Raw genomic sequence first — 12,329 nt, 5'->3', positions numbered from 1 at the left:
ATCGGGGGCCGGGGGGCCACAACCGCGATCATCGGCACTGCCGGAGCAACGCGCTTTGCGGTTCATTGGGATGGCGGCGGCCGGGCTTGCGCTGATCGGCGCATCGGCTGCCGGGGCACGGGACGGCGTCGTACAGCGGCGGTCGGTGGTTGCGGTGATCGATTCGGGCGTGGCGCGCACGGCTGAGCTCGGCGGTCGGGTGGTCGCCGAATATGACATGGCGGCAAGTCCCGCGCGTCCCGCCTTTCACCCCGCGTCGGATCACGGCACCATGGTCGCGACGATCCTTGCTCGTGCCGCCAGCGCGCCGGTCGATATCGTGTCGCTGCGCGTCGACGATCCGGCAGGCTGCCCGCCCGGCGCGCAGGCGCCTTGCGTGCGCAGCGTGCACACCGTCGCCGCCGCGATCCGTCAGGCCACGCGGTTGAAGGTCGATGCGATCAACCTGTCGCTCGCCATGGCCGATCATCCCGCGATCGCCGACGCGGTGCGCGACGCGGCGCGGCATGGCATCACGGTCGTGATGGCGGCGGGCAATGACGGCGCGGATCATCCGGGCAATCTGCGCCTGGCCCGCGCTGCCTATCCCAATGGCGTGCTGGTCGGCGCGGTCGACGCCGCCGGCGTCGCCTGGACCGGCACCAATCGTCCCGACGCGGCGACACCGGCGGGCTATCATTACAGCTGGCAGCTCGGCGTCGCGGTGCCGACCGCGCTTGCCGATGGGCGGCCGGTGACCGGCACCGGCACCTCGTTCGCCGCCCCGATCGAGACCGCGAAACGGCTTTCGCTACGCTGAGGGAACGGTCGGGCGCTTTCCTCGTTTGGCCTGCGGGGGGAGCGTTGACCGCCTCCCCTCTTACGGTCGCGCTCCCCTTTGGATTCAGCAGGAGGAGTGCCCGATGAAAAAGATGTTCACAGCAGCGTTGTTGGCCGGCTCGCTCTCGCTCGGCGCATGTGCGACGACGGGTGACAGCGATCTGGCCGCAGTCGGCACGGGCGCGGCAGTCGGTGCCGCCGGTGGTGCTGCCGTCGGCGCGATCGCGGCCGGCGCCCCGATCGAAGGCGCGATGATCGGCGCGGTGGTCGGCGGCATCGCCGGCGCAGTCTGGGCTGACCAGGACGGCGATGGCCGCGCGGACGGTTATTATCGCGACGGTCAATATTATGCCGGCGCGCCCGCTGGCTATGTGCCCGGCGCGCGCCGCTGTGCCAGCGTGGGCGGCTCGGCTGCCAAGGGTGCGGGCATCGGCGCAGCGGCCGGCGTCGGCGTCGGCGCGCTGACCAGCGTCGGTATCCTGGAAGGCGCGATTGCCGGCGCGGTGGTCGGCGGCATTGCCGGCGCGATCTGGGCCGACAACAACAATGACGGCTGCGTCGACGGCTATACCCGTGGCGGTCAATATTATGAAGGCGTGCCTTCGGGCTATCAGGCCGGCTCGCGCGCGGCCGAGCGCGGCTGACGCTCCGCACGGACGAGGAGGAGAAACCGCCCGGTGCGAACCGGGCGGTTTTTTCATGACTAGCGCATGCTCATCCGCATGGATTCGGCGTCGCGCTTGTACACGTCAGCGCGCAGCGCCACACGCTGCCCAGTGGGAAATGCGGTGAAATAGGTGATGTAGATCGGCACCGGGGTGGCCAGTTCCACGCGCTGCTCGGGCTTGGCGGAGGCGGTCGTCAGCGGCTTGCCGAACAGCCAGCGCCCCAGCCGCCGCGCATCCTCCAGCCGGATGCAGCCGGCGCTGAAATAGCGGCCGGCATTGCTGAACAGGCCCTTTTCCGGCGTGTCGTGCAGGTAGATGTCGTCGCCATTGGGGAACATGAACTTCATCCGCCCCATGCCGTTGCCGATGCCGGGTCGCTGGCGAACGCGCACGACGCGGTGCCCGTCCGCCACCGCCTGCCAGTCGACCAGCTTGGGGTCGGTCGGTGCGGCATGCGGCGACCAGTCGGACAGCACATCGTAACCGCCTGCCTTCAGGAACGCCGGTCCCTTGGCGACCACCTCGGGCGCCAGCCGGCTGCGGGTCAGATCGGTCGGCACGTTCCAATAGGGATTGAGCGTCGCATAGCGGATGACGCTGCGCATCATCGGCGTCGGCGTGGCGGGGCGCCCGGCGATCACCTTCATGCTGTCGACGACCTTGCCGCCGTCGAACATGTACAGCCGCCCGCCCGCGGTATCGACCACCACGTGACGGGTATCGCTGACCGGCAGGCCGCGCGCGCGGGTCAGGTTCAACTCAAGCAACCGGGCCTGTCGCGATCCGGGCGATGCCTGCAGCACGGCGCGGCGCAACTGCGCGTAGAAGGGGTGCGCCCAGCCGTTGTTGGTGACAAAGAGGCTCAGCGACGGCGCTGCCGCAGCCTTGGCCAGGATCTCGCGCGCCGAGGGCAGTTCGGTGCGGAAATCCGGATCGGTCGAGGTCATCGGTGAGGCGACGCGGCCGTTCAAATCGCGAACATAGGCGACGAAGCTGCGTGAGATCAGCGCCTCGGCCTTGGCCGCGTCCTTGCGGTTGCCCGTCCGCGCATCCTCGATCGCATCGCGTAACCGGCGCGGGCGGTAGTCGCCCGGGTCCACCCCATCGAGATCGGCCTGTTCGAGGGTTTCGATCAGCCGTTCGGCTGCGGTCATGCTGGCGTTGCTCGCCATCCATATCGGGCGAAACCCGCGCGCGGCATAGAAGGCGCGAAGTTCGCGATCCATGCCGGTGTCCGCGAGCGCCGCGGCCAGCTGGGGATCGGCCAATTGCGCCTGCACCGGTTGAACCGGCAGCGCCGCCGCCAGCGCCAGCGGCGCGACCATCGCCAATTTCCACCCGATCCGTTGCCGTATCATCCTGAACCTTCCGCATGTTCCTTTGCGGAAGGAACACGCAAGCGCGCGGCAGGTTCAACGGCTGCGCGAAGCGGATCAGGTCGCGAACAGCTGCCCCAGGTCGGCGAACGCCTTGAACTCCAGCGCATTGCCTGCGGGATCGAGGAAGAACATCGTCGATTGCTCGCCTGGCTGTCCGGGAAAACGCGTGTGCGGCTCTATGACGAACGCGACGCCATGGCCTTTCAGCCGGTCGGCCAGCGCCTGCCACTGCGCCGGGCGCAGCACCCCACGCCGAAATGCGGCACCGGCACCGCATGGCCATCGACCGGATTATGGGCGGCTGTATCGCGCGGACCTGCGACGCGATGCGCCACGATCTGATGGCCGAACAGGTCGAAATCGATCCACTCGTCGCTGCTCCGCCCCTCGCGACAGCCCAGCACCGTGCCGTAAAAGTGCCGCGCGGCGTGAAGATCGTCGACGGGGAACGCAATGTGAAATGGGGTGAGTTCGCTCATGTCATTGCCCCTTCGACAAGTCGATCGTTCGGGCGACGCCGTCCCGGCGCGGATCGGCCCCGCCGTCGAACCTGCCGCCCCGGATGAAGACGCCGTGCAGCCCGCTATCCTCGCCCTGTCCGGCCCGCAGCATCACGCCACGTTCGGCCAGCCCTGCGACCACACCGGGTGCGAACTTGTCGACTTCGCCGTTGAAGCTCGATCCGCGCGCAATCAGGTTGGGCAGGGCGATCGCGTTCGCGACCGGCAGGTTCCAGTCGATGATCCCGATCAGCGCCTTGGATACATAGCCCAGGATCGCATTGCCGCCCGGCGATCCGATCGCGCCGGCAAGCGTGCGGTCGGAATTGAGGATCACCGTCGGCACCATCGATGATCGCGGCCGCTTGCCCGGTGCGATCGCGTTCGGCCCCTCCGGCACGAACGAAAAGTCGGTCATCTGGTTGTTGAGGAAAAAGCCATCGACCATGCGCCCCGTGCCGAAATAGCTTTCCACGGTGGTGGTCATCGACACCGCGTTGCCGTCGCCATCGATCACGATGAAGTGCGACGTGCCGGCGACCTCGTCGGTAGCGTCGATCCGCGCGGTGACCGCGCCCGGCGGCGTCCCGGCGACCGGCGGCGGGCCAGCGCGCTCGCCGATCAGCGCGGCGCGGCTGGCGACATAGGCCGGGTCGATCAGCCCCTTGACCGGCACGCCCGCAACGTCGCCGACATAAGCGTCGCGGTCGGCATACATCAGTCGGCTCGCCTCGGCATATTTGACCCAGGCGACCGGATCGTCGGAGCCGCGCGCGCCGATGTCGGTGCGTTCGATCATCGCCATCAGTTGCAGCAGCCCCACGCCCGATGAGGGCGGCGGCGGGGCGCACAGGATATAGACGCGATAGCCGTTGCACACCGCTTCGCGCACCACCGGCCGATATGCGGCCAGGTCCGCCTCGGTCATCGCACCCGGCAACTCGCCCTGCCGCACCCGCGCGACGATGCGCCGCGCGGTCTCGCCCCGGTACATTGCGTCCGGCCCCTGCGCGGCCAGCCGTCGCAGAAAGGCGGCATAGGCCGGGTTCTTCAGCGTATCGCCGGCCTTGATCTTCTCGCCGCGCGCGTTGCGGAAATAGGCGACCGCGTCCGGCGCAGTGGCTTGCGGCCCGTTCGAATTGGCAAAGCGGCCGAGGCGCGGGCTGACGATGAAGCCGTTCTGCGCCGCGGCGATGCTCTCGCCGAACAAGTCCGCCCAGCGCAGCTTGCCGTGACGCTGCTGCGCGAGCGCGAGCATCCGCACCACGCCCGGCACCCCGGTGGCACGGCCGGAAAGAACGGCGACAGGGAAGGGGATGGGCTTGCCGTCCGGGCCCAGCAGCATGTCGGGCGTCGCGCCCGCCGGCGCCGTCTCGCGCCCGTCATAGACGGTCACCGCGCGGGTCTTGGCATCATAGCGCGTCATGAACGCGCCCCCGCCCATGCCGCTGCTCTGCGGCTCGACGAGGCTCAGCATGGCCTGGACCGCGACCGCGGCATCGACTGCCGATCCGCCGCGGCGAAGCACCGCCAGCCCGGCCTCTGCCGCCAGCGGGTGCGCGGCGGCGACGAAGCCTTGCCGTGCGGGTGCGGCGGTCGCGGGTGGGGACAGCGGCGCGGGCGCGACGCTCGGCGCGGCAGCGCGCGGCGCGCAGCCGGCGAGCGTCGCGGCAAGGGCGAGCGAGGTGGCAAGAATACGCAAGGACATGGGTCCCCCTTACACGCTGGCGCGCCGGTTGTGGATGCCGCCAAATATGCCCCCGTCATAACCTGGCACCATGGCCGGCAGGGCCGAACACGACGGCGCGAGCGCCGTTCGATCACGGCCGTTGCCAGTAACGAACCCTGACCCTAAGCCTGCACCTCGATGGCCGTTGCGCTCAACTATTCGGATCAACCGTCCCGCCGCACGGCCTGGTATGGTCAGCTTTACGTCCAGGTGCTGATCGCGATCGCGCTCGGCGTGACGATCGGCTATTTCTGGGCACAGACCGGCGAGGCGCTGAAGCCGCTGGGCGATGCGTTCATCAAGCTGGTCAAGATGATCATCGCGCCGGTCATCTTCCTGACGCTGGTGACCGGCATCGCGGGCATGACCGAGCTCAAGTCGGTCGGTCGCGTGGCGGGCAAGGCGTTTGCCTATTTCCTGTTCTTCTCGACGCTGGCGCTGATCGTCGGGCTGATCGTCGCCAACACGGTACAGCCCGGCGCGGGCATGAATGTCGACCCCGCCACGCTCGATCAAGGGGCGGTCACGGGCTATGTCGCCAAGGCGCACGAGAGCGGCATCGTCGCGTTCCTGATGGCGATCATCCCGACCACGCTCGTGTCGGCGCTGGCCGGGGATCAGCTGCTGCCGGTGCTGCTCGTCGCCATCCTGTTCGGCATCGCGCTCTCGATGGTCGGCGAACCAGCCGCGCCGGTCCGCGACATGCTCGAGCGGGTCGGCCTCGTCGTGTTCAAGCTGGTCGGCATCCTGATGCGCGCGGCACCGATCGGCGCGTTCGGCGCGATGGCCTTCACCATCGGCAAATACGGGATCGAATCGCTCGCCAATCTCGCCGGCCTCGTCGCCACCTTCTATCTTACCTCGCTCATTTTCGTGCTGCTGGTGCTCGGCACGGTTGCCCGGCTCACCGGCTTCTCGATCCTCAAGCTCATCCGCTATCTCAAGGCCGAGTTGCTGCTGGTGCTCGGCACCTCGTCGTCGGAAAGCGCGCTGCCCAGCCTCATGGACAAGATGGAGCGCGCCGGCTGCGCCAAGCCGGTCGTCGGCCTGGTCGTGCCCACCGGCTATTCCTTCAACCTCGACGGCACCAACATCTACATGACGCTGGCTGCGCTGTTCATCGCGCAGGCATGCAACGTCGACCTGTCGCTCGGCGACCAGATCGCGCTGCTGCTCGTCGCGATGATCTCGTCCAAGGGCGCGGCGGGGGTCACCGGCGCCGGCTTCATCACCCTGGCCGCGACGCTGTCGATCGTGCCCTCGGTTCCTGTCGCCGGCATGGCGCTGATCCTGGGTATCGACCGATTCATGAGCGAGTGCCGCAGCCTGACCAACTTCATCGGCAATGCCGTCGCCACCATCGTCGTCGCGCGATGGGACGGCGCGCTCGATCGCGATGCGTTGCACCGGGCCTTGAACGGAGAACCGGCGCCGGGTCCCGCCCGCCCCGCCAGCGAAACCGACCCGGACTAGCCATCGCCGGTTGCTACCGCTAGCAACGGAGCAATGGGGAAGGGTGCCACAATTCACGACGTCGCCGATGCGGCAGGCGTCTCCATCCGCACTGTCTCGCGCGTGCTCAATCGCTCGACCAAGGTGAATGCCGAAACGCGTGAGCGGATCGAGGCCGCGATCGCCCGGCTCGGCTTTTCACCCAGCGCGCGCGCCCGCGGGCTGGCGACGGGGCGATCCTACCTGATCGGGATTATTCACAACGATCGCAACGCGCTGGTGCTCGACACCATCCAGCGCGGGGTGGTCGAAGAGGCGACGGCACGCGGCTATGAACTGGTCATCCATCCGACGCCGACCGGCGATGATGGGTCGGTCGCCGACGCGCTCGATTTCGTGCGGCGCTCGCGGGTCGACGGCGTCGTCGTAATGCCGCCGGTGTCCGGGGTAGAGGGCATCGGCGCCGCGCTGCTGGCGGCCGGCGTTCCTGCCGTCGCTCTGTCCTCGACCCCGGTGCAGCACTTCGCAGCGACGCTGATCTCGGACGAACGCGGTGCTGCGGCCGATGTGGCGCGTCACCTGATCGCCTTGGGCCACCGTCGTATCGCGATGATCAACGGCCCGTTGGCGGTGGCCTCCGCCGCGCAGCGGCGCGCCGGGTTCATCGCCGCGCTGTCGGACGCCGGACTGAGCCTCGCCGGGGAAGCGGAAGGCGACTATGATTTCGAATCCGGCAACGCTGCTGCCGAACGCTTGCTGGCGCTCGATCCGCGCCCGACCGCAATCTTCGCGGCAAACGACATCATGGCGGCGTCGGTGGTCAAGGCAGCGGCATCGCGCGGCGTTGCGGTGCCTGACCAATTGTCGGTGGTCGGATTCGACGGATCGATGCTGGCACGGATGCTGACCCCCTCGCTCACCAGCGTCTACCGCCCGCTCGGCGACATGGCGCAACTCGCGACCCGTTGCCTGCTCGACATCGTGGAAGACGCGGAGGAGACGGTCGAGCTTAAGGCCGACCTGCGCCTGATCGAAGGCGGATCGAGCGGGCCGGCGGCGGGGTAGAAGAACGGGTTCACGCGAAGACGCGAAGAGAAGAAGACCGGATTCACGCGGAGACGCGGAGGACGCAGAGATGTTACTTCGGCGCGAAGCGCCTTATCTCGTTGCAACGCTGCGGCTTGGCGGCCCGGGCGAGCATGAAGGCCGCTAGCGCGGCAATCTCTAACCCCTCTGCGTCCTCCGCGTCTCCGCGTGATCTAATCTTCTTCTCTTCGCGCCTTAGCGCCTTAGCGCGAACCCCTTCTTCTTCACACGGTCACCAAAGCATACCCCGCCGGATCGGCCAGCGCGCCATGCGCCCGCGTCACGGCAGCCACGAACCGCGGATCGTCGCCCAGGTCGCCGAACACGTCGCCCATTGCCAGGATCGCCCGCCAGTCGCCGCCCGCCGCCAGCAACCGCTCGGCCAGTGGATCGGTGATGGCGGAACCGCTCGCCGCCGCGCGCTCGATGAAGCGCAGCCAGGCTGCGATCGGCACCACCAGTCGGTCGATCGGGCGGCCCGCTGCCAGCGCGTCGCGCGTGGTATCGAGGATGCGATAAGGCAGTTTCTGCGACCCGTCCCAGGCGATCTGCGACAGCTTGTGCTCGATCGCCGGGTTGGCAAAACGCTTCAGGATGTCGCCGATATAGCCGCTCAGGTCGAACCCGTCGGGCGCCGCGACCGACGGCGCGATATCCTCGCGCATCAGCTGCTCGACAAACCCGGCCAGCCGCGTGTCCGCCATTGCCTGCGCGACGCTGCCATGGCCCAGCCCCAGCCCGACATAGGCCAGCGTCGAGTGCGGCCCGTTGAGCAGGCGCAGCTTCGCCGCCTCGAACCCATGCACGTCGCGGGTAAAGGTCACGCCGGCGCGCTCGAGCTCGGGCCGTTCGCCGGCAAAGTCGTCCTCGACCACCCATTGCGTGAAGCGTTCGCGCTGGATCGGCCAGGCGTCCTCCATGCCGATCGCCTGCGCCACCCGGGCACGCAGCGTATCGTCCGTCGCCGGCGTGATCGAATCGACCATGGCATTGGGAAAGCGGACCTGATCCTCGATCCAGCTCGCCGTGTCGGGATCGGTCGCCGCGGCAAAGGCGCGTACCGCAGCGCCCAGCTTGCGGCCATTGTCGGTCAGGTTGTCGCACGACAGGACCGTGATGCCGGTCAGCCCCTGCCGCCGCCGTTCGGCAAGGCCGAGTGCGAGCCAGCCGATCACCGATTTCGGCGTGTCCGGCGCGTCGAGGTCGGCAAGGATCGCGGGATGCGCCATGTCGAGCGTGCCGTCGCTGCTCAGGCAATAGCCCTTCTCGGTCACCGTCGTGCTGACGATCCGCGTCGTCGGGGCAGTCAGCGCGGCGAGGATCGCGGCGCGCTCGGTCCCGGTCAGCACGCGCTGGACCGATCCGATCACCCGGAACTCGGTCTCCGCCTCGAGCAGCGCGAGCGTGTAGAGCCCATCCTGCGGGTTCAGCGCTTGCGCGACCGAGGTCGAGTTGAGACTGACGCCGGTGATGCCCCAGCGCGGATCGCTGGCGAGCAGCGTGTCGAACGCTGCCGCCTGGTGCGCGCGGTGGAAGGCGCCCGGACCGAAATGGACGACACCCGGTGTGACGCGGGAGCGGCCATAATCCGGCTTGGTGACCGATGCCGGCAGCGCGGCCAGCGTGGCGTTCGACAGCCGCGTCATGCCGCGGCCGCCTGCGGCAGCGTCTGGTCCAGCTTGTACGCCTTGCGCACCAGCCCGTTCGTCAGCTCATATGCCAGCTCGTGTGCTTCCCAATCCTGCATCCGTCCTTCGGCGACCAACCGGGCCAGGAAGCCGCAATCCACGCGCCGCGCGACATCGTGGCGCGCGGGGATCGAGAAAAAGGCGCGCGTATCGTCGTTGAACCCGACCGTGTTGTAGAAGCCGGCGGTCTCCGTGGTCATCTCGCGGAAGCGGCGCATCCCCTCCGGGCTGTCGTGGAACCACCAGCTCGGGCCGAGGCGCAGGCATGGATAATGGCCGGCGAGCGGCGCCAGCTCGCGCGCATAGGTCGATTCGTCGAGCGTGAAGAGGATGACGGTCAGGTTCGGCTCGTTGCCGACCAGGTCCAGCATCGGGCGCAACGACTCGATATATTCGGTGCGCGTGGGCATGTCGGCGCCCTTGTCGCGGCCATGGCTGGCGAACAGTTTAGCATTGTGGTTGCGGGTCGCGCCGGGGTGGATCTGCATCGTCATGCCGTCCTCGACGCTCATCTTCGCCATCTCGGTCAGCATCTGCGCGCGGAACAGCTCGGCATCCGCCGCGTCCCACTTGCCCGACATCACGCGGCCGAACAGCGCTTCGGCGTCGATGGTCGACAGGTTCGCGGTGCGCGCCGTCGCAAAGCCATGATCGGTGGCGGTCGCACCCGCCGCGCGGAAATCGGCACGGCGCTTTTGATGGGCGCGCAGATAGCCCTGCCAGCTTCCCACGTCCTCGCCGGTCAGCTCGGCGAACTTGGCGAGGGCGGTGCCGAACTCCTCATGCTCGGGATCGATCACTGAATCCGGTCGATATGTCGTGACCACGCGGCCACCCCAGCCCGACCGCCGAATCGCAGCATGTTGGTCCAGCGGGTCGTCCGCGCCCTCGGTCGTTGCCAGAAAGTCTATCTTGAAACGCTCGAACAAAGCCCGCGGACGATAGCCGGGGGTGGTGAGCGCTTCGTTGATCGTGTCGTAATAGTGATCGGCGCTTCCGGCATCCAGCAGCCGGTCGAACCCGAACACTTCGGCGAACACATGGTCCAGCCACATGCGCGACGGCGTGCCGCGGAACAGGCGATAGTTGCCGGCGAACAGCCGCCAAGCCGAGCGCGGATCGGTGTCGGGCACCACGCCGCCCCGCTTGGGCACGCGCAGCGCGTCGAGATCGATGCCCTGGCTGTAGAGCATGCGAAAGACATAGTGGTCGGGGGCCAGGAACAGCTCGGTCGCGTTGTTCCACGGCGCATCGGTTGCGAACCATTCGGGGTCGGTGTGACCATGCGGGCTGACGATCGGCAGGTCGGCGATGGTGTCGTACAGTTCGCGCGCAATGCCGCGCGTCGTCGGATCGGCGGGGAGCAGGCGATTGGGGTCGAGGGCCAGCGGGCGCATGAATCTCTCCTTGGTTGCCGACCGGTTAGCGGCTTGTGCCAACGCTGGCAAATGACTATTTGCCGCTAATGCAGACTCTTGCCGACATGCCGATGGCGATGCGAATCGCCCATGAGGACGACGTTGCCGTCGCGCTCTCCCCTTTGGAAGCGGGTGACACGGTGCAGGTCGGGCGCGACACGATTCGGCTGCGCGACGCGATCGCGCGCGGGCACAAGTTCGCGGTGCGCGACATAGCGACGGGGGCAAAGGTCCATCGCTATCGCGCGCCGTTCGGCGTCGCCATGCAGGACATCGCCATCGGCGAGCATGTCCATGTCCACAATGTGAAGACCGCGCTGTCGGGCGAACTCGCCTATCGCTTCGAAGGCGCGCAGCCCGGCGTCGCGGGCGAATCGCGTCACAGCTTCCGCGGCTACAAGCGTGCGGATGGCAGTGTCGGCACACGCAACGAACTGTGGATCCTGCCGACCGTCGGCTGTGTCGGCCGGCTGGGCGAGCGGCTGGCCATGAAGGCCGAAGCGATCGCCGAGGGCAGGGCCGATGGCGTCCACGCTTTCAACCATCCATTCGGCTGCTCCCAACTTGGCGCGGACCTCGACGGCACGGCCGCGATCCTGGCGGCACTGGCGCAGAACCCCAATGCCGGCGGCGTGCTGATCCTCGGCCTCGGCTGCGAATCGAACCAGCTTGACGCATTGATGGCGCGCATTCCTGAGGGTCGCCGCGACCGCATCCGCACCGTGCGCGCGCAGGGCGAAAGCGACGAGTTCGCCGCCGGCATGGCCGCGATCGAGGACTTGCTCGCGATGATGGCGACCGATGTACGCAGCGACGTGCCGCTCGCCGCGCTGCGCCTCGGCGTCAAATGCGGCGGGTCCGACGCGATGAGCGGGTTGACCGCCAATCCGCTGATCGGGCGCATGGCCGATGCGGTCACGCAGGAAGGCGGCAGCGCGATCCTGACCGAAATCCCCGAGATGTTCGGCGCCGAAGGGCTGCTGCTCGCGCGTGCCGAGAGCGAGGCGGTGTTTAATCGACTGACGCAGGTTGTGAACCGCTTCAAACGCTATTTCCTCGATCATGGCGAGCCGGTGTCGGAAAACCCCTCGCCCGGAAACATCGCCGGCGGCATCACCACGCTCGAGGAGAAGTCGCTGGGCGCGGTGCAGAAGGGCGGCGTCGCGACGGTCAGCGACGTGATCGACTATGGCGAGCGGATCACGAAGACCGGGCTCACCGTGCTGGAGGCGCCGGGCAACGACGCCGTTTCCACCACCGCGCTGGCCGCCGCGGGCGCAACGCTCACCTTGTTCTCGACCGGGCGCGGTACGCCGCTCGGCAGCCCGGTGCCGACGATGAAGATCGCGTCGAACAGCGACCTTGCGGCGCGCAAGGCGAACTGGATCGACTTCGACGCGGGGATGGCGCTGACGCAGGGTATGGACGCGGCGGCGCAGGCGCTGCTCGATCGTATCATCGCGGTGGCGAGCGGCGAGCCGGCGCGCAACGAGGTGAATGACGAGCGTGCGATCGGCATCTGGAAACGCGGCGTAACGCTATAAGCGCGGAACCTCGACGCGCCCACGCGTTGTGGCGGGGAGCGAAGAG

General features: G+C 68.1%; 9 protein-coding genes and 1 pseudogene. 5 read left to right on the top strand and 5 right to left on the bottom strand.

The genetic code is table 11. From position 1 onward, the window contains the following. Positions 1-70 precede the first annotated feature (70 nt). Both BFL28_RS13315 and BFL28_RS13310 read left to right on the top strand, forming a co-directional pair. Complete coding sequence (locus BFL28_RS13315) at positions 71-799, top strand: S8 family serine peptidase (protein WP_069321026.1); 729 nt, start codon at positions 71-73, stop codon at positions 797-799. A gap of 103 nt (positions 800-902) precedes the next feature. Further along, positions 903-1,463: a hypothetical protein gene (locus BFL28_RS13310; RefSeq protein WP_069321025.1), complete on the top strand. Its 561-nt coding sequence runs from the start codon at positions 903-905 to the stop codon at positions 1,461-1,463. A gap of 59 nt (positions 1,464-1,522) precedes the next feature. Here BFL28_RS13310 and BFL28_RS20965 read toward each other — a convergent pair whose 3' ends face one another. The 3 genes and pseudogenes from BFL28_RS20965 to BFL28_RS13295 form a co-directional block, all read right to left on the bottom strand. Continuing rightward, on the bottom strand, positions 1,523-2,812 hold the full coding sequence (locus BFL28_RS20965) for a L,D-transpeptidase scaffold domain-containing protein (RefSeq protein ID WP_158011657.1): 1,290 nt from the start codon (positions 2,810-2,812) through the stop codon (positions 1,523-1,525). Between the two features lie 108 nt (positions 2,813-2,920). Then, a pseudogene (locus BFL28_RS13300) lies at positions 2,921-3,345 on the bottom strand (VOC family protein). A 1-nt stretch (position 3,346) separates the two neighbouring features. Further along, positions 3,347-5,074, bottom strand: a complete 1,728-nt coding sequence (locus BFL28_RS13295) for a gamma-glutamyltransferase family protein (protein ID WP_119184604.1) — start codon at positions 5,072-5,074, stop codon at positions 3,347-3,349. Positions 5,075-5,233: 159 nt separating this feature from the next. Between BFL28_RS13295 and BFL28_RS13290 the strand changes: the two genes are divergently transcribed. Next, a complete protein-coding gene (locus tag BFL28_RS13290; protein ID WP_069321023.1) occupies positions 5,234-6,568 on the top strand; it encodes a dicarboxylate/amino acid:cation symporter in 1,335 nt (444 codons plus the stop codon). Positions 6,569-6,601: 33 nt separating this feature from the next. Further along, positions 6,602-7,612, top strand: coding sequence for a LacI family DNA-binding transcriptional regulator (locus BFL28_RS13285; RefSeq protein WP_069321022.1), 1,011 nt, complete (start codon positions 6,602-6,604; stop codon positions 7,610-7,612). A 245-nt stretch (positions 7,613-7,857) separates the two neighbouring features. On the opposite strand, the gene BFL28_RS13280 is transcribed toward BFL28_RS13285, so the two are convergent. Together BFL28_RS13280 and uxaC are read right to left on the bottom strand one after the other, a co-directional pair. Beyond that, positions 7,858-9,279, bottom strand: a complete 1,422-nt coding sequence (locus BFL28_RS13280; RefSeq protein ID WP_069321021.1) for a mannitol dehydrogenase family protein — start codon at positions 9,277-9,279, stop codon at positions 7,858-7,860. Continuing rightward, positions 9,276-10,718: a glucuronate isomerase gene (uxaC, locus tag BFL28_RS13275; RefSeq protein WP_069321020.1), complete on the bottom strand. Its 1,443-nt coding sequence runs from the start codon at positions 10,716-10,718 to the stop codon at positions 9,276-9,278. The genes BFL28_RS13280 and uxaC overlap by 4 nt, the downstream gene beginning before the upstream one ends. A gap of 86 nt (positions 10,719-10,804) precedes the next feature. Between uxaC and BFL28_RS13270 the strand changes: the two genes are divergently transcribed. After that, entirely contained in the window at positions 10,805-12,283 is a 1,479-nt protein-coding gene (locus tag BFL28_RS13270; RefSeq protein ID WP_069321104.1) for a UxaA family hydrolase, read from the top strand. The last annotated feature ends 46 nt before the right edge of the window (positions 12,284-12,329 follow it).

This window comes from Sphingomonas turrisvirgatae (assembly GCF_001721295.1).
Classification (GTDB): domain Bacteria; phylum Pseudomonadota; class Alphaproteobacteria; order Sphingomonadales; family Sphingomonadaceae; genus Sphingomonas; species Sphingomonas turrisvirgatae.
Note: the sequence above shows the minus strand (reverse complement) of the source record. Positions and strands in the feature narration are given on the sequence as shown.